Annotated in this window: 22 protein-coding genes; 6 read left to right on the forward strand and 16 right to left on the reverse strand. The window is 52.2% G+C overall.

The features are described 5' to 3' along the window. Window positions 1-583 precede the first annotated feature (583 nt). From NNL21_RS06425 to msrC, 4 genes are all read left to right on the forward strand, one after another. Complete coding sequence (locus NNL21_RS06425) at window positions 584-907, forward strand: CD3324 family protein (RefSeq protein ID WP_204816568.1); 324 nt, start codon at window positions 584-586, stop codon at window positions 905-907. Further along, window positions 894-3,086: an ABC transporter ATP-binding protein gene (locus NNL21_RS06430; protein WP_204816569.1), complete on the forward strand. Its 2,193-nt coding sequence runs from the start codon at window positions 894-896 to the stop codon at window positions 3,084-3,086. Before NNL21_RS06425 ends, NNL21_RS06430 begins: the two co-directional genes overlap by 14 nt. Then, window positions 3,083-3,580: a DUF1854 domain-containing protein gene (locus NNL21_RS06435; protein WP_204816570.1), complete on the forward strand. Its 498-nt coding sequence runs from the start codon at window positions 3,083-3,085 to the stop codon at window positions 3,578-3,580. Before NNL21_RS06430 ends, NNL21_RS06435 begins: the two co-directional genes overlap by 4 nt. A 268-nt stretch (window positions 3,581-3,848) precedes the next feature. Continuing rightward, complete coding sequence (msrC, locus tag NNL21_RS06440) at window positions 3,849-4,346, forward strand: free L-methionine (R)-S-oxide reductase MsrC (protein ID WP_204816571.1); 498 nt, start codon at window positions 3,849-3,851, stop codon at window positions 4,344-4,346. A 159-nt stretch (window positions 4,347-4,505) separates the two neighbouring features. On the opposite strand, the gene NNL21_RS06445 is transcribed toward msrC, so the two are convergent. Next, window positions 4,506-5,801, reverse strand: a complete 1,296-nt coding sequence (locus tag NNL21_RS06445; RefSeq protein WP_204816572.1) for an aspartate aminotransferase type Ic — start codon at window positions 5,799-5,801, stop codon at window positions 4,506-4,508. A gap of 149 nt (window positions 5,802-5,950) precedes the next feature. After that, window positions 5,951-7,438, reverse strand: a complete 1,488-nt coding sequence (locus NNL21_RS06450) for a class I SAM-dependent rRNA methyltransferase (protein ID WP_204816813.1) — start codon at window positions 7,436-7,438, stop codon at window positions 5,951-5,953. Between the two features lie 125 nt (window positions 7,439-7,563). Here NNL21_RS06450 and NNL21_RS06455 point away from each other — a divergent pair, with 125 nt between their 5' ends. Continuing rightward, a complete protein-coding gene (locus NNL21_RS06455) occupies window positions 7,564-8,559 on the forward strand; it encodes a Na/Pi cotransporter family protein (protein ID WP_204816573.1) in 996 nt (331 codons plus the stop codon). Here the strand turns inward: NNL21_RS06455 and deoC are convergent. The 14 genes from deoC to NNL21_RS06525 all read right to left on the reverse strand — a co-directional run bounded on the left by deoC (window position 8,486) and on the right by NNL21_RS06525 (window position 20,945). Further along, window positions 8,486-9,217, reverse strand: coding sequence for a deoxyribose-phosphate aldolase (deoC, locus tag NNL21_RS06460; protein ID WP_204816574.1), 732 nt, complete (start codon window positions 9,215-9,217; stop codon window positions 8,486-8,488). The two genes, NNL21_RS06455 and deoC, sit on opposite strands and share 74 nt — an antisense overlap. Before the next feature lie 5 nt (window positions 9,218-9,222). Next, the gene (locus NNL21_RS06465; protein ID WP_204816575.1) at window positions 9,223-9,648 is read right to left on the reverse strand and encodes an NUDIX hydrolase; all 426 of its coding nucleotides are present in this window, start codon (window positions 9,646-9,648) and stop codon (window positions 9,223-9,225) included. A gap of 174 nt (window positions 9,649-9,822) precedes the next feature. Further along, window positions 9,823-11,214: a tRNA (N(6)-L-threonylcarbamoyladenosine(37)-C(2))-methylthiotransferase MtaB gene (mtaB, locus tag NNL21_RS06470; protein ID WP_204816576.1), complete on the reverse strand. Its 1,392-nt coding sequence runs from the start codon at window positions 11,212-11,214 to the stop codon at window positions 9,823-9,825. A 5-nt stretch (window positions 11,215-11,219) separates the two neighbouring features. Then, window positions 11,220-11,996: a 16S rRNA (uracil(1498)-N(3))-methyltransferase gene (locus tag NNL21_RS06475; RefSeq protein ID WP_204816814.1), complete on the reverse strand. Its 777-nt coding sequence runs from the start codon at window positions 11,994-11,996 to the stop codon at window positions 11,220-11,222. Between the two features lie 113 nt (window positions 11,997-12,109). Continuing rightward, complete coding sequence (locus NNL21_RS06480; protein ID WP_204816815.1) at window positions 12,110-12,760, reverse strand: site-2 protease family protein; 651 nt, start codon at window positions 12,758-12,760, stop codon at window positions 12,110-12,112. 132 nt (window positions 12,761-12,892) lie between these two features. Beyond that, window positions 12,893-13,870, reverse strand: coding sequence for a 50S ribosomal protein L11 methyltransferase (gene prmA / locus NNL21_RS06485; RefSeq protein WP_204816577.1), 978 nt, complete (start codon window positions 13,868-13,870; stop codon window positions 12,893-12,895). 185 nt (window positions 13,871-14,055) lie between these two features. Further along, on the reverse strand, window positions 14,056-14,250 hold the full coding sequence (locus NNL21_RS06490) for a hypothetical protein (protein ID WP_204816578.1): 195 nt from the start codon (window positions 14,248-14,250) through the stop codon (window positions 14,056-14,058). A 15-nt stretch (window positions 14,251-14,265) separates the two neighbouring features. Then, complete coding sequence (locus NNL21_RS06495) at window positions 14,266-14,418, reverse strand: YfhD family protein (protein ID WP_204816579.1); 153 nt, start codon at window positions 14,416-14,418, stop codon at window positions 14,266-14,268. Between the two features lie 80 nt (window positions 14,419-14,498). Further along, window positions 14,499-15,617 carry a molecular chaperone DnaJ gene (gene dnaJ / locus NNL21_RS06500; protein ID WP_204816816.1) on the reverse strand — a complete coding sequence of 373 codons (1,119 nt, stop codon included), beginning with the start codon at window positions 15,615-15,617 and terminating at the stop codon, window positions 14,499-14,501. A 152-nt stretch (window positions 15,618-15,769) separates the two neighbouring features. Then, window positions 15,770-17,605 (reverse strand): molecular chaperone DnaK, encoded by a 1,836-nt coding sequence (gene dnaK / locus NNL21_RS06505; RefSeq protein ID WP_204816580.1) that lies wholly within the window; start codon window positions 17,603-17,605, stop codon window positions 15,770-15,772. Window positions 17,606-17,650: 45 nt separating this feature from the next. Then, on the reverse strand, window positions 17,651-18,214 hold the full coding sequence (gene grpE / locus NNL21_RS06510; protein ID WP_204816581.1) for a nucleotide exchange factor GrpE: 564 nt from the start codon (window positions 18,212-18,214) through the stop codon (window positions 17,651-17,653). 27 nt (window positions 18,215-18,241) lie between these two features. After that, window positions 18,242-19,267 carry a heat-inducible transcriptional repressor HrcA gene (gene hrcA, locus NNL21_RS06515; protein ID WP_204816582.1) on the reverse strand — a complete coding sequence of 342 codons (1,026 nt, stop codon included), beginning with the start codon at window positions 19,265-19,267 and terminating at the stop codon, window positions 18,242-18,244. A gap of 333 nt (window positions 19,268-19,600) precedes the next feature. Further along, on the reverse strand, window positions 19,601-20,095 hold the full coding sequence (locus NNL21_RS06520; RefSeq protein WP_204816583.1) for a hypothetical protein: 495 nt from the start codon (window positions 20,093-20,095) through the stop codon (window positions 19,601-19,603). Between the two features lie 388 nt (window positions 20,096-20,483). After that, on the reverse strand, window positions 20,484-20,945 hold the full coding sequence (locus NNL21_RS06525) for an N-acetyltransferase (RefSeq protein WP_204816584.1): 462 nt from the start codon (window positions 20,943-20,945) through the stop codon (window positions 20,484-20,486). A gap of 162 nt (window positions 20,946-21,107) precedes the next feature. On the opposite strand from NNL21_RS06525, the gene NNL21_RS06530 reads away from it, so the two are divergent. Further along, on the forward strand, window positions 21,108-21,680 hold the full coding sequence (locus NNL21_RS06530; RefSeq protein ID WP_204816585.1) for a DUF1572 family protein: 573 nt from the start codon (window positions 21,108-21,110) through the stop codon (window positions 21,678-21,680). The last annotated feature ends 72 nt before the right edge of the window (window positions 21,681-21,752 follow it).

Consider the following 21,752-nt stretch of genomic DNA (forward strand, 5'->3'; position numbering starts at 1 on the left):
CCCCTCCAGCGCTGCTTCTTCTTAAGCCCAAGATTACGGCTGAGACTATTTCATAATCCGTAAAAAACAATTATAGTCATTCTTTCGCTTGTTGCGGCACACCGTTCTATGCGTAAATAAAGGTGTCGGGCCGACAAATATTTACGGAAGGAGGCTGATCGTTTTGATCCACAACCATGAGGTGATTTCCGTTTAGGCGGAAATCAATTACGGGGAGGCCGCAAGGCCTCCCTTCCTACTTTCACAGATAACCGCGCCACCTAAAATAATAATTGGGAATTATGATATTTTTTTCTTTCCATTGTGAAACGTTTTCATTATACTTGGGATGTCAGACACATTCATACATAAGGGAGGTTAAACCATGCTGAATATCGCGGAAGCAAGGCAACGAGAACGCAACTGAATAGCCTCTGCTCCCAATCGTTACTCCATGAATAGAGAATACGATGCTTGGACACGGTTTTTGGCTAATCGTGTTTTTTTTGACTTCAAAATTAGAAAAGGAGGCGGAAGGCAATGATTCAATCAACAAATTTGAATGAATTAGGTAACGCATACCGGTTTGAGGAGGATGTTTATCGTGATCTACAAAAATGGAAAAGATGTGCTTCCCCCTAGTTTGCTGAAGGAGCTGCAATCCTATATCCAAGGCGAACTAGTCTATATTCCTAAGCTTCAGAGTGAACGGGCCGGCTGGGGTGAGAAAAGCGGCACCCGTTCGATGATTGCTAAACGAAATGAAGAAATTTATCACTCTTATACAAGCGGAAGCTCCGTTTCGGAGCTTGAACGGCAGTTTCATCTGTCTACCGAAAGCATTCGAAAAATTATCGTGAAATTGCGCGGAACGAAAAAATTCCAGTTTGCAGATCGAGAGAAGGAAATCGCGCATGCCGATACTTGATCAGCTTCCGGGAGCCATCCGCTCCGCTCTTCCAACCGAGCCGCTGTTCAGCGCCCGAACGGATTTATTGATTGACGGCTTGTTCGGCGAGCAATGGCTCACGGTAACGGAGACGGAGATTACCGTATGGAACGAGAGCGGCTCGCCGCTTACGGCGATAGCGGTAGAGGAACTGAAAGATGCCCGTGCAGTCAGCGGCATTGGCGGAGGCACTTTACTGGCCGATACGGCAAGCGGTCCGGTCGTCGTTGTCCGCTATACCGCGGCTCTAACTTCTATATTCGGCTTTGCGGCCAAGCTGCTCAGCTCCATGGCCAAGGGCGAGGAGCGCCCCATGCTGTCGGAGAAGGAGCTGCCGCAGCAATGTCCCAAGTGCCGCAATCCGCTGCAGGAAGGCACGCAGACCTGCCCGGTATGTAAGAACAACGGTAAGGTCATCCTTCGCATGCTCGGGTATGCGAAGCCTTATAAGCTTCAAATGGCGGCGGCCGCAATCATGCTCGTGATTACGACATTAGTAGAGCTCGTCCCGCCTTACCTAACCAAGATTATACTCGATGACGTCCTTCAGCCGAAAGATACGGGTTCTAAGCTGTTGTGGATCGTTATCGGGCTCGCCGCTACCTCTGTCACCATGGCCGTCATGCAGACGCTCCGGGGCCTGATCGGCGTCTGGGTTGGCTCCAAGCTGATGGGCGACCTGCGCCGCGATATCTACGACGCATTGATGCGGTTATCGCTCGCCTTCTTCGACAGACGCCAGACCTCGCAGTTCATCGGCCGGGTCAACAGCGATTCCGAAGCCATGCGGCAGTTTATGACCGATGGTATCATTTGGGTGACTGGTGAGTCGCTGAAGATGATTGCGATCTTCGCCATCATGTTTAACTTAAGTTGGAAATTGACGCTGCTGGCCCTCCTGCCGATGCCGCTGATGGTTGTCTTTTCGTTAACGCTGTGGCCCATGATCGGACGCCGCTGGTACCAGCAATGGCGATCGATCTTCCGGCTCAACGTGCTCGTCGGCGACTCCCTTCAAGGTATTCGGGTCGTCAAGGCATTCGGTCAGGAATCGACCGAAATATCTCGATACCAGACAGCCAACCAGGACGTCGTACGGAACAATATCCGTATTGAAGGCCTATGGCAGGGCATGTTTCCCCTCTTCTCCCTCGTAGCTGGCGCAGGCACGCTGCTGATCTGGTATTACGGCGGCTGGTCCGTGCTGAAGGGTGAAATCTCGATCGGGCTATTAATCGCGCTGATTACGTATTTGGGCATGCTGCTCGGTCCGCTTCAATGGGTAAGCCAAATGATCAACTGGGCCAGCCATGCGATTTCCGCGGCTGACCGGGTTTTCGAAATTATGGATACCCCTTCTGAGGTGCCGGATACGCGAGATCCGGCTGTAATCGGGCGCGTGAGAGGCGCAGTCGAGTTTAGCAACGTAACCTATGGGTACGAGAAGCATCATCCGGTATTGAAAAATATCGATTTGAACGTAGCCGAGGGCGAGATGATCGGATTGGTCGGCCACTCCGGTGCAGGCAAGTCCACCTTCATTAATATGATCTGCCGCTTCTACGATACCGATACCGGCCATATTACGATCGATGGTGTCGATCTCCGGAATATCAGCCAGACAGATCTGCGCAAGCAGATCGGAGTCGTGCTGCAGGAAACCTTCCTGTTCGACGGCACGATTGCCGAGAACATCGCCTATTCGAAACCGGACGCGACGCCGGAAGAGATTATGCGGGCAGCGAAAATCGCCAATGCCCACGACTTTATCGTACGGCTTCCGGACGGATACGACACACGAGTCGGCGAGCGCGGTCATCGGCTCTCGGGAGGCGAGAAGCAGCGGGTTTCTATTGCCCGGGCAATTATTCACGATCCGCGCATTCTGATATTGGATGAAGCAACCGCTTCGGTAGACACAGAGACGGAGCGGCAAATTCAAGAAGCCATATCTCGCCTTGTAAAGGGGCGTACGACATTCGCAATCGCCCACCGCCTCTCCACGCTGCGCAACGCCAACCGGCTCGTCGTGCTGGAGCGCGGCAAGATCGTCGAGGTCGGTACGCATGAGGACCTGCTCGAGAAGGAAGGCATCTACTTCAAGCTTGTCGAGGCGCAGAAAGAAATGTCCCAAATTAAGGGGGTTGAAAGCGCATGAAGGACCCCTATGAAATTTATATGCTGGAGCCGGAGCGCATTTCATTCAGCCGAGGCCCAGGCGGCGTATTCCAAGGTGTCATCGACGGAAAAGAATACGAAGAAATTATCGTTCATCGGGCATTTCCGTTTCTGTATACCTCGCAATTCATTTCTGTTCGCGACGCCAAGGAAGAGGAAATCGGTGTCATTCGCGATATTGCAGAGCTCGATGAGGAGAGCCGAGCGGAGATGGAGCGTGAGCTGCAGTTCCGCTACTTCCTTCCGCGCGTAACGCGGGTGGACAGTGTCAAGCACCGGACGGATCTATGGATCTGGGAGCTGCAAACCAATCTCGGCCCCACCCGGCTCGTCATGCGAAATTTGCACGAGCATATGCAATTTCCCGGCGGAAGCCGTATCGTCTTGACCGATATGAACGGCAAGCGCTGTGAAATCGGAGACTGGAAAGCACTCGATAGTCACAGCCGTAAACAGCTTCGTGACGTGGTCTAGGAGCCCCGTCATTCAAGCAGCCCGACCGAATCTATCCGACTTGGATAAATTCGGTCGGGCGTTTTAATTATCAGGACAGCTCCCTATCCCGCTTGCCCTCCGCTCACATCCTATTCCTATCTATTTATCGAGCATTCATGACGTGGTATAGTTAAATGCGTGTATCATGAATTGACGCCCTATCAGCTTCTTTATGTGATGCCTCAAGGCGAAACGGGAAAATCCAATCTGCATTCCCCATGTTCAAATAAATAAGGCAGGTGATCGTATGTATCCATCCGCAGCCTATCAGGGCACCCGGGATGAAAACATCGCGCTTTTGCTGCAGCAGTTACAAGCGCTTATCGAGGACGAACCGAACCCTGTCGCCAATCTTGCCAATGCTTCCGCATTGCTCGCTCAGTTTCTGGACGAAATCAATTGGGTCGGCTTTTATATGGCGGAAGGCGATGAGCTGGTTCTGGGACCGTTCCAAGGCTTGCCGGCATGCGTCAGAATTCCGTTCGGCAAAGGCGTCTGCGGTACCGCAGCGGCTAGCGGACAGACGGTTATCGTCCCGGATGTACACAAGTTTCCAGGCCATATCGCATGCGATGCAGCATCGCAATCGGAGATTGTCTTGCCGCTGATCAAAGATGGCCGCCTGCTCGGAGTACTGGATATCGATAGTCCAATCACGAATCGGTTCAATGAAACGGACCGGATCGAGCTTGAACGCTTCGTTCAAGCCTTAGTCACCTACTTGAACGTATCGAGTTCGTTATGAAGTTCGAATGCCCGATCATGCGGTTCGGCAGCGACAAGCACGTCTAATTAACAAGAACCTTCGAGCCGCTTGAACGGGTCGAAGGTTCTTTGTTTAGAATTGATCTCCAAGCTGCCAGCGGCTATAGTCGTCTCTATCGGCTATCTGCCCTGTGCTCGCTTAGCGTTCAGCTCTTATCTTCTTGACGCTCGCCAATTGCACGCACAGACATAGCACATCTATGGCCGTCTCCAGCTCATTCAACGCCGGAAATGTCGGGGCTATGCGAATATTGCGGTCCCGATGATCTTTTCCGTAAGGGAAGGTTGCGCCCGCAGGAGTCAGCGTAACGCCGGCTTGGGCTGCCAGACGCACGACCTCTTGAGCACAGCCGTCTAATGTATTCAGGCTAATGAAATAACCGCCGTTCGGTTTATTCCAAGACGCTATGTTCTTACCGCCCAGCTCTGCCTCAAGCTTGTTTAAGACCAGCTCGAATTTGGGATTAATAATGGCTGCGTGTTTGTTCATATGTTCGCTAATCTGTTCCATATTGCTCAGAAAGCGAACATGCCGAAGCTGATTTATTTTATCGGGACCAATGGTTTGGACCGAAATCTGTTTTCGGATCACATTCAAATTTTCTTCGCTTGCGGCCAGAACGGCAACACCCGAACCCGGTAATGTAATTTTGGAGGTCGAGCTGAACATAAAAGCGCGGTGGGGATTTCCGGCTGACTTGCAGGCGGCAAGCATATTCTTAAGCGGATCGGGACGGCTCGTTAAATGATGTACCGTATACGCATCGTCCCAGAATATACGAAAGTCCTTTGCTTTCGTCGTCATCCGTGCAAGCCGGTCAACCGTTTCATCCGAGTAGGTTATTCCGTCAGGATTGCTATATTTGGGCACGCACCATATGCCTTTGATCGAATCGTCTTCACGGACAAGCTGCTCAACCGCATCCATCTCCGGACCATCCTTCAGCAGATCAACGACGATCATCTCGATATTGAAGAGCTCGCATATTGCAAAATGTCTGTCGTACCCCGGACTTGGGCACAAGAATTTGACGGTCTGCTGTTTTCCCCATGGTGATTCGCTGCCGTATACACCATGCAGCATGGCTCTTGATATAGCATCATGCATCATATTCAAGCTTGAATTGCCGCCGATGATGACTTCACTGGTTCCAACCTCGAGCATCTGAGCGAATAATTCCTTCGCTTCAGGAATCCCGTCAACCCCTCCGTAGTTAAGGCAATCCGAGCCGTCCACTGTCTTTAAGGTATCGTCAGACCGCAGAATATCGAGCATTCCCACAGAAAGCTCAAGCTGTTCTGAGCAGGGCTTCCCTCTAGACATATCTAATTTCAACTTCCGATTCTTATACGCCCCGTACCGTTCTTCCAATTGCAGAACCTGGTTGTTCAATTGATTCTCGTCTAAACGCTGGTAATCGGTATGACGATCCATTCTCCTACTCCTCCTTAAAGACATTCGACCAAATTATAACATACATTTCGGTTTGAGCTTCCTTCTTCGCAGCAATTCAGGACGTGTAAACCAAATACGCAAAAAAGCCTTCCCGGAATAGCTTCATTCCGGAAAGGCTTGCTTGTTATCTACCGGCTGCGCACCTCAAAGATGCCAAATTTCAAATAGTGGCCTTCGCTCACGCCCACGATTTGGGGATGATCCTTGCCGGCTGCACGCCATTCGATCAGCCGCAGCACTTTGCCGGCATCAACCGCCGCAGCCTGAATCGTCTCCAGAAACAGATCAGGCCGCATATGATACGAGCAGCTTGCCGTGACCAGGTAGCCGCCCTCATTGACGAGCTTCAAGCCTTGGAGATTAATATCCTTATATCCGCGAATCGCGCCTTGGACCGCGCTCTTCGTCTTGGCGAACGCCGGCGGGTCGAGGATGACAACGTCCCACGTCCTGCCTGCCGCGCCCAGCGGCTTGGAGGTATCTGTCTTGGAAGCGCCGCTTCCTCCAGCCTTGCCCCGTTCGATCCGGTCCGAGAGTCCCTTCGCTTGGACTCGCAAATAGTCGAACGCATCCGCGACGACAAATTCAACACGGTCCTCGAAGCCGTTGCGGGCGACATTGCGGCGAGCCGTCTCGATCGCATGCTCGGAAACATCCAGGCAGGTGACCTTCTTGGCTCCGTACTTGCAAGCATGCAGGGTGAAGCTGCCCGTATGCGCAAAGCATTCCAGTACAGTAGCCCCATCCCAATAGGGATACGTCACGATATTGCCATTCGCATTCACCGGGACAAGCACACTCTGCTGCAGCGTCTGCAGCGCTCCCGTATCATCGCCAGCAATATCCGTCTCGACCACAGCTGCATCGTCAGGAGAAGCACTGCCCGGGCTGTCTGTTGGCCAACCTTCAGGCAGCTCCTCCTGAAGGCGCTCCATCAATCCAATTCCGCTTCGCGCCCCCCACCCGTTCATGAGCGGCGCAATGGAAGCCCGATTCTCGCGTTGGTCGAAAAAATAGCCCGTTTTCTGCCCTTCCACGATATCGACTTCCATGAGCAGGCCGTTCTCCCGTATATCGACGATTCGCGGGCACTCTCCATATAAGACACCCGTTCTTTCCTCCAACCCTTCAAGCGCTCTCACAGATACATCGCTGCGCTCGTAGATGCCCTGAGGTGAGAACACCTCGATAAGCATGCGAACGATCGTATCACGGTTGACATCCATGCCTAGAGTCAGCAGCTGGATAACGAGAACTTCACCGAACCGATCCACAATCAGACCAGGCAGAAAATCCGCTTCTCCATAGACTAGCCGGCAGTCCGAGCCGTCTACGAATCGCCGGCGGTGCCGGGCACAATGCTCGAATCGTTCCCGGAAGAATTCCTCGTCCATCGTTTGGAGCTCCGTATAGGCAACAATTCTCACCGTAATTTGCGATTGCGGATTCCAGTAGCCTGTTGCCAAATAGCGTCCCTGATGGTTAACGATGTCCACGAGCGCCCCTGGCACTGCCGTCCCGTCCATACGATCGATTTCACTTGCAAACAGCCAAGGATGTCCTTGCTCCAGCCTCTTCTTTCGATCACGCTTCAATATTATTTTTGCACGTTCCATCATCTTTCCGCCCTTTCCTATCCTTAAGCCGCCCCGCCTGGAGCATGGCTTGTCATGCCTGTCCGCAAACAAGCATATGTATATCGTTACAGCGTTCAATTGGATATATAAAGGAGATCTGCCCCATGCTTCAATCCATTGCCTTTCCGATGCTCATCGGCTTTGCCATCTTTATGACCGGCATGAAAACGATGGAGCTTGCTCTGCATCGATCAGTCGGCCGGCATCTGGATACTGTGCTTCAGCGATCAACCGCAACCCCGCTGCACGGCCTGGTTGTCGGCACAACAGCAACGGCCGTTCTGCAGAGCAGCACGGCCGTTACGGTCATGACGATCGGTCTCGTCAACGCCGGCCTGCTCACATTTCCGCGGACGCTCGGCATTGTGCTCGGCACGAATATCGGGACTTGTCTGACGACCGAGCTCATTGGCATGAATATCAGCCGGTTCAGCTGGCCCATTCTATTAGTATCGCTGGCACTATGGCTGCTGACTGCTCTGCTCGGCGAGCTCGGACTGCTCCCCTCTCGCCGGTCGGTGAGCAGAATCGGAAGTCCTGAAATCCGATGGCTGCAGCCGCTGCGAAGTACCTCTGTCATAATGGGCGGATTCGCCCTGCTGTTAGTCGGCATGGGCATGATGCAATCGGTCGGGCCAGCCGTTCAGTCCAGCGGCTTATTCAGCGCGTTTCTAACCCGCGCAGAGGATAGTGTATTGTGGGGATTAGCAGCAGGGGTTGTATTGAGTGCCGCAGTTCACAGCAGCGCGGCAGTCATTGCCATCATAATGGGACTCGCAGCAAGCTTTGCCATGCCCGTTCCCATTGGGATCGCCATCGTGCTGGGCGCAAACGTGGGTACCTGCGTCACAGCCGTGCTCGCCTCCCTCGGGGGCTCCAAATCAGGCCGTTTCGTCGCTTGGGCTCATGTGCTGTTAAATGTGGGCGGGGCCATATTGTTTGTCCCCTTCGTCCATCAGCTTCAGTTGATTACGGGGTGGCTAACAACCTCGCCAGCCGCGCAGATCGCCCATGCTCAAACGATATTCAATATGGCGAGCTCGCTGCTGGCCCTTCCTCTGTGTTACCTGCCGGTGCTGCAGCGGATGCAGCCCCGTTAACGATTGCGAGGCCAGCACTCGTACCGAGCCGATTGGCCCCGGCAAGCAGCATCTTCACCGCTGCTTGCGCATCGCGGATTCCACCTGATGCCTTGACGCCGATCCCTTTCGTTACTGAAGTACGCATCAACCGTACATCGGCTTCCGTCGCACCTCCGGGCCCGAAGCCCGTCGAGGTCTTGACGTAATGTGCTCCCGCCGCTTCCGCAACCCGGCACACCTCCGCTTTATGGACATCACCTAACAAACCGGATTCGATGATGACCTTCACGATGGCTTGTCCTTCAACCGCACGAACGATAGCAGAAATATCATAAGCCACCGTCCCATAGCGGCCTTCCATCACTGCGCCGATCGGAACAACCATGTCGATTTCGGATGCACCGTCCAAAGCGGCTGTTTCGGCTTCGAAGACCTTCACCTTCGTAGCCATTGCACCGAGTGGAAAACCTACGACTGACGCAATGTGGACGCCCGTTCCCGACAGCTGCTCCCGGCATAGCGGCACCCACGAGCCGTGGACACATACACTGTAAAACTGGTGCGCAGCGGCTTCCTCGCAGAGCTTTATAATATCCTGCTCTGTTGCAGCCGGCTTCAGCAGTGTATGATCGATAAACCGTGCAAGCGGCATACCCGGCACATAGGTTTCAACCATACGGCTCACACCTCCACGTCGAGCAGCTTCAGTGCTCCCGACAGGATGCGGTCATTGTTGCTGTACCCAGACTGGCGCTGACGCCGCCAAGCTTCGGAAGGATCGAACCATTCCACCCCGCGAATTTCCTCAACCTGCGCCTGCAGCTTGCCGCCGACGGCTTCGACCAGATAATAATGAACTTCTTTATCTACAGCGCCTTTAGTCTCATGATTATACTTATATTTAATTTGGTCAATCGGCGCAATGATCTTACCTTCCATTCCCGTTTCTTCGACGATTTCACGAAGAGCGGTCTGTTCCACGGTCTCACCGGCCTCCATCTTCCCTTTCGGAAGCGAGATCTTACCGTATCGGTCCTGAATGAGTTGAATTTGCAGCTTGCCATCCACTCGTCGGAAGACGACGCCTCCTGCCGAAATTTCTTTCATGCCATCCCCTCCAAATCAAAATTCTCCAGCCTCCTATCTCTTTTGAACGAAAGCTGGTTTCTTATAGCTGTTTTTTATGGACAACAAGGATTCTTGCCCGTCCCCGGGGCGACCCAGGTATCGGCAGAATCCTCGCTTTGTTTCAACCTATCTGAGTGTTATTACCCGCTGCGGTTAGGCTTGCATCGCTTTCGGGTAATCAGATGCGCCGTCTGCATCTGCGTCGCGCGCTGCCGATGCCCCTGCATCAAGCACGCGAACCAGCTGCCCATAGCACTCATTGACGCCAGCTTGCGTAATTTTCACCCGGCACAGCTGGCCTATGAGTGATTCCGTGCCCTCGAACACAACCTGAAGGTAGTTATCCGAATACCCCATCAACCGGCCGCTGCCAGGAGCTCCTTTATAATCACGCTCAGGAATAACGTCCGTCACTTCACCAACGAATTTACTGCCGTAGGCGAGCTGCATCTTCTCAGAGAGATCGATAAGCTTATGAACCCGCTCGTTCTTCACTTCGTCGTCTACCTGTTCTTCCATGCGGGCAGCCGGTGTCCCGGTGCGCTTGGAATACGGGAATACGTGCATCTCGGCAAAGCCCAGCTCCTCCATGAACCGGAAGCCGTTCTCGAACATTTCGTCGGTCTCGCCAGGGAAACCAACGATGACGTCGGTCGTAATGGCCACACCCGGCATCGCCCGGTGGAGAAGCCGAACCTTCTCAGCGAATTCCTCAGTCGTGTACTTGCGGCGCATCCGGGCAAGCACGGCATTATCTCCGGCCTGCAGGGGAATGTGCAGGTGGCGGCACATCTTGCTGGAACGGTTCAACACATCAATCATCTTGTCGTCAATTTGGCTGGCCTCGATCGAGCTGATGCGAATACGCTCCAAGCCTTCGATTTTGTCCAAGTCCCACAGCAAATCAGACAATCCGTAATGATCAAGATCATCCCCATAACCACCGGTATGAATACCTGTCAGTACAATCTCTTTATAGCCGGATTCAACCAGCTGGCGCGCCTGATTCAGAACGCTTTGCGGATCGCGGCTGCGGGAAAGACCACGTGACCATGGAATGATGCAGAAGGTGCAGAAATTATTGCAGCCTTCCTGAATTTTCAAGAACGCCCGTGTGCGTTCCGCGAAATCAGGCACGTCCATCTCTTCAAAATCGCGTGTCTTCATAATGTTGCGCACCGCATTCACCGGAGCGCGGTCAGCTTGAATCTGGCCGATGTAATCCATCAGCTTCTCCCGATCCTGCGTGCCAATAACCAAATCTACGCCTTCGATTGCCATGATCTCTGCGGGTGATGTCTGCGCATAGCAGCCCGTAACCGCAATCACGGCATCCGGATTGCGACGGATGGCGCGGCGGATAATTTGCCGGCTCTTCTTGTCGCCTGTATTCGTTACCGTGCACGTATTGATAAGATATACGTCAGCGGTTGTCGTTTCGAAGTCAACCTGTTCATAGCCATTATTCTTGAACAGCTGCCAGATGGCTTCCGTATCATAGAAGTTTACTTTACAGCCTAATGTATAAAAAGCAACTGACGGCATAGTCGTCAAACGCCTCCCATTTCTCCGGATTCGTACATGAGGCAAGCGAGTCCGACCATTGCTGCCGTTTCAGTACGTAAAATACGCTGGCCGAGACCAACAATGACGGCTCCGGCAGCTTGTGCTTCGGCCGCTTCGCGCTCTGTGAATCCGCCTTCCGGACCGACGATGAGCAAGATCTTCGTCTGCTCGTCTTCCGTCCTAAGACGACCCTCATTGTCGCGTACGGCGCCGCGCAAGCCTGTGCCTACCGCTCCGCCTTCCTTCTCATAACAAAACAACGCCAAATCATAGGTCGCAATCGATGCGATCAATTCCCGCCACGAACGGACCGGTTCGACGGCCGGAATCCGGCTGCGGTGCGCTTGCTCCGCCGCCTCCTTGGCGATCTTCCCCCAACGCTCCAGGCGCTTTGCTTCCTTCTTACCGTCATACTGAACGATAATCCGCTCAGACTGGAAAGGCACGAACGAAGCTGCGCCTATTTCCGTTCCCTTCTGTATGACCAATTCCATCTTATCGCCTTTCGGCAAGCTCTGTGCCACCGTGACCGACCAGGCTGGCTCGCCGCTCAAGGGCAGCCACTCCCTAACCTGGGCCTGTACCTCTGCAGGAGATACCGCAGTGACAGACGCAAGCGCGACGCGCGCGACGCCGTCGCTTACAATCATCTCATCGCCTGGTTCCATTCGCATAACGCGCGCCGCATGATGGGCATCGTCGCCGGTCAGCACTACTGTATGGTCGCTAAGCTTATCAGGCGCTACAAAATATCGCTGCATATCGTTAATACCCTTCGTCAAAAAGTCCGTCTTAAAACTCCAACCTTCATCATACACGTTTTATTCCCGGCGCGCTACCTCTTTAAACCCGGGTATGACTAGGATGTCCAGTCTTAGCTGGCAAAGTCTCTTACGAACTTGCTCCAATCGAATGGGGAGAAGAAATTCTCGTAAAAGCTTTGCAGCGCCCAGATAATCTGGCTTGAATTCGAAAATAATGGATCCAGCGTAACTGCCCGAAGCTGAGGTATAAACACAATAAGCAGAAAAACAAACATCCCCCACTGGACATTCTGATCCATCTTGATACGCACGCTAACGGGCACGAGATCCTGAATGATCCGGTATCCATCCAGCGGCGGCAGCGGGATGAGGTTAAATATGAGCAGCATGACATTAATCGATATCAAATAATTAAAAAAGTGGATGAGCGCTTTATATACGCCAACTGAGCTTGCGGCCAGAATCCCTGTCTCATTGAGTACATATAAAGCCAGAATGCCTAGAGCCGCAATGAGCAGATTGCTAAGCGGACCGACTGCGGAGACGATAATTCCCATCAGACGCGGATATTTGAAGCGTCCCCTGTTAACCGGCACGGGCTTCGCCCACCCGAAGCCGGCAATCAGAATTAGTATTGTACCTAATACATCCAGATGCACACGCGGGTTCAACGTAACACGGCCGGCATCATACGCGGTCATGTCTCCGAACTTATATGCACTATAAGCATGGGCGAATTCATGAACCGTGAAAGCAATCATAATGACCAGAAATACAAAGGGCAGATCTTCCAGCGGGTACCAAAGAAAGGACAAGAACTCACCTCCTATTACGAACTGCCATCTGAATATTTGTCATATTTCTTACATGCAGATCTGCCTGATTAACAAAGGCTATTCCGGCTTTTTGGCAACGAATGCGATCCAGTCTTGGTCGCGCTGCGTGTCTGTAATCATAAATCCGGCATCCGTCAGCCCTTTAATCACATCGTCTTCCTTGTTCTTGTAGATACCGGACGCGATATAAATACCGCCTGGCTTCAGAGCTGCGTAAACGTCTTCGACGAAGAGCAGAATAATTTCGGCCAATATATTCGCAACCACGAGATCCACCGGGACGGAAACGTTAATCGCCTGGGCATCCGGTGCTTGTCCCTGCAGAACGCCCAGCAAATCGCTGAGCTGTACTTGAATCCGCTCATCGAGAAGGCCATTCAGCTTGGCATTTTCTTTGGCCGATGATACCGCAACGGGATCAAGGTCAAGCGCCAGCACGCGTTCTGCTCCAAGCTGGATTGCCCCAATCGCTAAAATACCGGAGCCCGTACCGACATCGATGACTTCTTCTCCGCCGCGAATGACCGATTCCAGCGTACGCAAGCATAAGGCAGTCGTCGGATGCGTTCCCGTTCCGAACGCCATTCCCGGATCCAGCTCAATGATTCTCTCTTCCGGTGAAGGGGTATAGTCCTCCCAAGTCGGCTTAATCGTCAGGCGGTCGGATACGCGTATCGGCTTGAAGTATTGCTTCCACGCATTGGCCCAATCCTCGTCATCGACAACGACGCTAACCATCGTATAGTCTCCTGGATCGATATCGAATTCCCGGAGCTGATCGATGCGCGGACGAATGTGTTCCATGACTTCCTCAGGATCCGTACCTTCCGCAAAATATCCTTTAATCACCGCATGCCCTTCGGGAATATCATTCAAGGGGTGGTCATACCATTGACCCAGCGAAGTGTCCCGAGGTTTGTTCAACGTCCCCGATTCTTCAATGGATACGCCTCCCGCTCCCATTTCATGCAAAAAGTTCGAAATCATCTCCGTCGCTTCTTCCATTGTATCAACCGTTATTTCATGCCATTTCACGATTAATTGCCCCCTCATCGATAATAACCCGTTCATAATTGCTGCACAGCTGGATGCTCTGCAATCTTTGTATAACAGCTGCACGGCTGCATACACTGACATCTATTTTACACCAGAAGCCGTCCCCGCACAAAAAAGAGCTTTGGCAGCGCACCCGCTGTCAAAGCTCCGAAAACGATGCATCGTTATGGCGTATCCGACATGCCGCCTGTTTGCTGGATCAAATGGAGGGCGCGATCGATTAAATCATCACCGATCGTTACCGTTAAGGAGCCGTCGCCCCCGTCTGTGACACGTACGGCACGAAGAGCTTGAAGCTTTAATTCCGCTTCTCTAGCTCCTGTGCCATCCGGGAAGGTGGCATGGATTTCAACCGTCATCGGCGGCTAGCCTCCTTACTCCCGCTCTTCGCGCGCATCCGCTTCGAATGCACGCCGCTGAGCTTCTTTGTCATCGTCATCGGCCAACGACTCCGAAAATTCGACGTCTTCATTTTTTCCAATAGGCATGTTGAACAGGTTCTTGTCCTCTAGGCTCTTATGTTCCATCGTTCATCCTCCTTGAGTAGCCGATTCAGTTAACACATCGAATAGGATGTTCCTCTGGAAACAAAAGTATGCCTAATCTCTTAATCGCCGCGAAACGCCTTTTTCATCCGCTCGAAGATGGAGTTGTGATGCTCCTCCTGGGTAGACTCACCGTCAATGCCGGCAAACTGGCGGAGTAAATCCTTCTGATCCTCGGACAAGCTTGTCGGCGTGACAAGCGTGACCTTCACATGCTGATCGCCTTGACCATAGCCGCGAAGACGCGGGACGCCCTTCCCTTTCAAGCGGAAATAGGTTCCGGTCTGCGTGCCCGCCGGAATTTTCAGCTTCACTTTCTCGTTAAGCGTAGGAATCTCGATCTCATCCCCAAGCGCCGCCTGAACGAACGTAAGCGGTACCTCGCAGTAAATATCGTCCCCTTCGCGCTCGAAGAATTCATGCGACTTCACGCGGATCACGATATAGAGGTCTCCTGCCGGGCCTCCGCGCTGTCCAGCCTCGCCTTCGCCGCTTAAACGGATTTGTGCGCCATCGTCTACACCAGCAGGGATACGCACGTTCAGCTTACGCTGACGCTTGACTTTGCCTGCACCGTGACAGGTGCCGCATTTTTCTTTAATGATGCGTCCCGTACCACTGCAATTCGAGCATGCACGGCGGTTAACCATCCGGCCGAACGGCGTATTCTGGACAACCTCTTGCTGTCCGGTGCCGCGGCATACGGAACAGGTTTCCGGCTTCGTGCCGGGCTTGGCGCCCGAACCGGTACAGGTATCGCAGGTCTCCGTACGAGGAATCGTGACTTCGGTCTCTTTGCCGAATACCGCTTCCTTGAACTCAATGGTCATCGTGTACTGCAGATCATTGCCGCGCTGCGGCGCGTTCGGGTCACGGCGTCCGCCATTCCCCCCGAAAAACATATCGAATATGTCGCCGAAGCCTCCAAAATCCGCTCCGCCGGCACCAGCGCCTTGGTTCGGATCTACGTGGCCAAAGCGATCATAGGTTTCGCGTTTGCCTTCGTCGCTTAGGACGTCATAGGCTTCCTTCACTTCTTTGAACTTCACTTCCGCATCCGGCGCCTTGTTCACGTCTGGATGGTATTGGCGTGCCAGCTTCCGGTACGCCTTCTTCATATCCTCATCCGAGGCGTCCTTCCCGACGCCAAGCACTTCGTAATAATCCCGCTTATCTGCCAAATCCGTCACCCCGTCTCCTATTAAAACCCCTCCCCCATTGGAGGGTGAGAGCTATTGCTCCCTGAATTTCTCTGACTGCCGTGCCTAGACACACGAAAAACGGCTGCGCCGTCCTTATTTTTTCGGACGGCGCACCGTTTGCGCTCGCGATCTTATTTCTTATCGTCGACGACTTCGTAATCCGCATCTACGACGTTATCTTTGCCCTTCGCTTCGCCGCCTTGGTCTGCACCTTCAGCCGCTTGCTGTTCTTGAGCTGCTTGCTCATAGAGCTTCACGGACAATTGCTGTACAATTTGTGTCAGCTCTTCTACAGCAGCATTGATTTCTTCCAGGTTATCGCTCTCAAGCGCTGTTTTCACTTTTTCTTTCGCTTCATTCGCTTTTTCGATCTCGCCCGCATCGACTTTGTCGCCCAGGTCTTTGATCGTTTTGTCTACGGAGTAGACCAGCTGGTCAGCGTTGTTCTTCGCTTCAACAAGCTCACGGCGCTTGCGGTCATCCTCAGCGTTAAGCTCCGCATCCTTCATCATGCGCTCGATCTCTTCGTCGGACAAACCGCTCGAAGACGTAATCGTGATCTTCTGGCTCTTGCCTGTGCCTTTATCAAGCGCCGACACGTTCACGATCCCGTTCGCATCGATATCGAAGGTAACTTCGATTTGCGGTACGCCGCGCGGTGCCAATGGAATATCGCCAAGCGTGAAACGTCCGAGCGTTTTGTTGCCGGCTGCCATTTGGCGCTCGCCTTGCAGGACATGAATTTCAACGCTAGGCTGGTTGTCTGCATAGGTCGAGTATACTTGCGATTTGCTTGTCGGGATGGTCGTGTTGCGGTCGATCATCTTCGTGAACACGCCGCCTGCAGTCTCGATACCAAGCGACAATGGCGTTACATCAAGCAGAACCACGTCTTTCACATCGCCGGTCAGTACGCCCGCTTGAACAGCGGCGCCCAGTGCAACGACTTCATCCGGGTTAACGCCTTTATGCGGCTCTTTACCTGTCAGCTTCTTGATCGCCTCTTGAACGGCAGGTATACGTGTAGAACCGCCGACGAGTACGATTTTGTGTAAATCAGAAGGTGTCATTCCCGCATCGCTTAGCGCTTGACGCGTAGGTCCGAGCGTACGCTCAACGAGTGCCGCGGACAGCTCTTCGAACTTCGCGCGAGTCAGGTTCATCTCCAAATGCTGAGGAACGCCATCGACCATCGTAATGAATGGAAGCGAAATCGTCGTCGTCATAACGCCGGACAGCTCTTTCTTCGCTTTCTCAGCCGCGTCCTTCAGACGTTGAACGGCTCCTTTGTCTTTCGAAAGGTCGATTCCATGCTCTTTCTTGAAATCTGCTGCCATGTAATCGATGATGACTTGGTCAAAATCGTCACCGCCGAGACGGTTATCGCCGCTCGTCGCTTTAACTTCGAAGAAACCATCGCCCAGCTCAAGAATGGATACGTCGAACGTACCGCCGCCCAAGTCGTAGACGAGGATCGTTTGGTCTTCGGATTTCTCCAGGCCGTATGCCAGAGCTGCCGCAGTAGGCTCGTTAACGATACGCAGAACTTCGAGTCCGGCGATTTTACCCGCGTCCTTGGTTGCTTGACGCTGGCTGTCATTGAAATATGCAGGTACAGTGATGACGGCTTGCGTAACCGATTGGCCGAGGTAAGCTTCAGCATCGGATTTCAGTTTTTGCAGGATAATAGCGGAAATTTCTTGCGGCGAGAAGTCTTTGCCGTCAATCGTTTCTTTGTGGCTTGTGCCCATATGGCGCTTGATGGAGCTGATGGTGCGGTCCGGATTCGTGATCGCTTGGCGCTTTGCCGCTTCACCGACGATCCGCTCGCCGTCTTTCTTGAAACCTACGATCGAAGGCGTCGTGCGGTTGCCTTCCGGATTCGGAATAACGACGGCTTCGCCGCCTTCCATAACTGCTACGCAGGAGTTTGTTGTTCCCAAGTCAATACCGATAACTTTGCTCATTGTTCAGTTCCTCCTTAGATTGTCACTCTATTTCGTCAGCTTAGATCAGCCGCTTACTTTCACCATTGCGGGGCGCAGTACTTTATCTTTCAGCATATAGCCCTTCTGCACCTCTTCAACGACGATTCCTTCTTCATGCTCCTCTGACTCCACCTGCATGATGGCTTGATGGAATTCAGGATTGAAAGGCTGTCCGACAACTTCCATCGGCTTGACGCCTTCCTGCTCCAAGACGGACTCGAGCTGACGGAAGATCATGTCTACGCCCTTAGCGAATGCTTCTACTTCTCCACCGGTCTTGGCAGCATCCAGCGCACGGCCGAAATTATCCACAACAGGAAGCAGCTGCGTTATCAGCTTCATGGAAGCATATTGGGCAAGCTCTTCTTTCTCCTTCTGCGTACGTCTGCGGAAATTATCAAAGTCCGCTTGAGCGCGTAAGAACCGTTGTTGATTCTCGTCGGCCTGTTTGACCAATTCAGCGATCATAGGATCCTCGGTGATTTGTTCCGTATCCGTTGGCACCTGCTCATCGCGGGGCTGCTCCGAAGCGTCTACCGTAGTATCGTTCTTAATTTCTTCTGTCGTCGGTTGATCATTCACGCTCACGGGTCGCTTCACCTCCTGAAAGTAATGTTATTTGTACCAGCGGCCCAGCAGTAAGGCCATATCCTTAGAAAGCACATCCAGCAGGCTAATCACCTTGCCATAATCCATGCGGGTTGGTCCAAGTATACCAACCGTGCCAAGCGATTGCCCGTCAATCGAATAAGTAGCTGTAATTAGGCTGCAGTTGTTAATAGCTGCATGCGAATTTTCTGTCCCGATCCGCACCCCGATACCGCTCGGCAGAGCGGAAAACATACGCATCAGCGTTGGTGTTTCATCAAGCAGATCGAGCAGCGTCTTCACCTTGTCAACGTCCTTGAATTCTGGCTGGGTCAGCATATTCGTCGTTCCGCCAAGAAAGACCCGGTTCTCTTCGTCACTGTTGAGCGCTTGATCAAGCACATTCAGCAGCCGCTCGCATTGGTCTACATAACGGCCAAGCTCTTGACCGACTTCCGAATGAAGCTTCGATTTCAACCGGATTAGCGGGACGCCGATAAGCTTCGTATTCAGAATATTGACAGCTCTCTCCATGTCCGACATGCTCATGTCCGGCGGAATGGAAATGGTGCGATTCTCGACGTGACCCGTATTGGTCACGACGATCGCTACCGCCGTGTCATCGCTAATCGGTACAAGTTGAAAGTGCTTAAGCGAGTTCGAAAAGGTTTCCGGTCCGAGTACAATGGACGTGTAGTTCGTCAAATTGGAAAGGATCGTGGCCGCGTGCTGGACGACATCCTCCATTTGATTCATTTTCTCAGCAAAGAAGGAACGGATCGTGGTCAGATCCTGGTCGTTCACTTCCCCTAGCTTCACCAGATGATCGACATAATACCGGTAACCTTTAATGGAAGGAATTCGGCCTGCCGATGTATGAGGCTGTTCTAGAAATCCCAGCTCCTCCAGGTCGGCCATCTCATTGCGAATCGTCGCCGGGCTATATCCGACGTCGCCTCGCTTGGATATGCTGCGCGAGCCAATCGGCTCGGCTGAGCGGATGTAATCGTCTATGATCGCATTCAATATCATTCGTTGCCGTTCTGTCAACATCGCAGCCCCTCCTATCATCCATTCCGGTACTATTCGTTATCGCGAAGCCGTCATCGTTAGCACTCAATCATGACGAGTGCTAATCATTACTACAAAAATACCAAACCAACTCGACGATTGTCAAGTCAGTTCGGCATATTGAGCACCGCTATTTCATCTCCGTATTCTGCTTCTGACAGCTGACGCAGCCGTTCCATGCTTTCTCAGCGAAATTAATGGGCTTGCGGTGAATCAATAAATCCGTCAAGCGTCTTTACGAATACGGCTACGAATTGAATTTATTTTATTTGCTTCAATAATACGCTGTAATTAGGATTAGCTCTGTACTTTATTTTAGAACATCGAAGTTACGTTCCCTGTGTATTTATCAACCGTGTACCAGCCGAATGTTGCCGTGTGGCCTACGCCTGTCTTTCTATCATCAAGAACAAACTCGTACACTTGAATATGATAATTACCTTCCTCATCTAGACTGTCCAGACTATAGGTATAGCCTGAAGGAACTTTATACTTATCCTTGATCAGCTGTTTTGCTTTCTCCAGGCTAATGCCTTTATTGGTTGGCAGCTTACCCAGGTACAGATCGTTCCGGGTAAAGTCGGCATTAATGGGTTTCCCCACTGCAGTAGACAATGCTCTAACCGGAGCGTAGGTTGTCCCTTCATAAATAATCACTTGAGTTGTAGCTTTCCTTGATCCGTCGACGAACAGATTGATATCCTTGAAATCAACAAACACTTTCATTCCATAATCAGCAAATGCCGTTGTCACCGCGAACATAGATCCAATGGCCAATCCGATTATGATCCCCTTTGTCTTGTCCTTCATGATGCCCCTCCTAAATTGAACTATCAATTCATCCATACCAGGCAAATAGTACCACGATCCAAGTCGCAGAGGAAGGCATAGTTCTGGTTTAAGCCTTCAAACATTATGCATAAACAAAGAACAGCTGATGTTGATCCAGCATTCGCCATTGGAAGAGAGCAGTTTGTTGTATAGACTGAATTGCTGCATGGGCTGATCCCCCAAGCAGCCCGCATATCTCCCGGATGGCTCCCATCATCGGATAACGATAAATAGGCCAACCCGACATTGTCAGGTTGGCCTATTACTACGAAGACCACTCTTCATTCATACGGAGGTCTGATGAATAGAATGTGACTCTCGTTCATGCATGTCCGATCCAAAACCAAACCAGCCCGACGATTGCCGGTCAGCTCAGCATTTTGAGTACCGCTATTTCGTCGCAGCATTCCTGCTTCGGACAGTTCACGCAATCGGTCCATACTTTCTCGGGGAAAATCTCCTTGTCGACGACCGCAAAGCCGTTCTTCTTAAAGAACGTCACCTCGTACGTTAGTGCCATCACTTTCGGAATATGCTGTTCTCTTGCCATCTCAATTAGAAAATCGACGAGCTTGCTGCCGATCCCAAGCCCTTTATATCCATCAGAAATGCCGAGCGAGCGAATTTCCACAAGATCCGCCCCGAGCTTACAAAGCGATCCGCAGCCGACAACCTCGCCATTCACTTCCGCTACGACGAACGTATCGATTTGACGCTCCAGCGCGTGACGCGAGCGCGGCAGCATAATACCTTTCTCTGCATAACCTTGAATTAATGTATATAATGTCTCGATGTCTTCCAGCATCGCATTCCTACATACCGCCTGCATCTCGCCCTCGCCTCCACCTAGATGTAAACCAAACATTGATGTGTATAAATATACATCAGGCCGCATGAGTACACAAGAGATTTTTATCACGATGATAAAAACAATTCACTGTCCCCTTGGTACTTCTCGAGGTATGATACTGGAATAAGGGAGCGTGATACCATGACAGATTCATACAAGGCCAAGCAGGAACGAAACCTTGCCGAGCATGTGCTCGCGTTATCGCTGCAGGACTTCCGCGGCCAGAAGAAGCTCGGTGACAAAGCGCTTGAGCAGCTCACGGATGAAGGTTTTTACTATGTGCCGGAACCGGAATCAAACAGCGCCGCCATTATCGTAAACCATATGCATGGCAACATGCTGTCGCGATGGACTGATTTTCTGACGAGCGACGGCGAGAAACCCACCCGCAACCGCGACTCCGAATTCAACGATGACACCGCCTCTAAGGAAGAACTGCTGCAGAGATGGGAAACGGGCTGGAACGCCCTGTTCACTGCACTGGAAAGCTTGACGCCCGATGATCTGCTGCGCACGGTTCCGATTCGCGGTGAAGCTCACACGGTGATTCAAGCGATTCATAGACAAATATCCCACTACGGCTACCATGTCGGTCAGCTGGTCTATGTCGCCAAAGCCTTCCGATCAGCGGAATGGAAGACGCTCAGCATTCCCAAAGGCGGCTCCGCCTCCTTCAACAGCCGGATGCTCGGGAAACACGCAGCAGAGCAATAATAATTGTAAAAAAATCCGGGAACAAAGGCGACCCTAGCGCTTCTCCAGAATCATTCTTCCTGCTTTGTAACT

This window comes from Paenibacillus mendelii, from assembly GCF_024498075.1.
Taxonomy (GTDB): domain Bacteria; phylum Bacillota; class Bacilli; order Paenibacillales; family Paenibacillaceae; genus Paenibacillus_Z; species Paenibacillus_Z mendelii.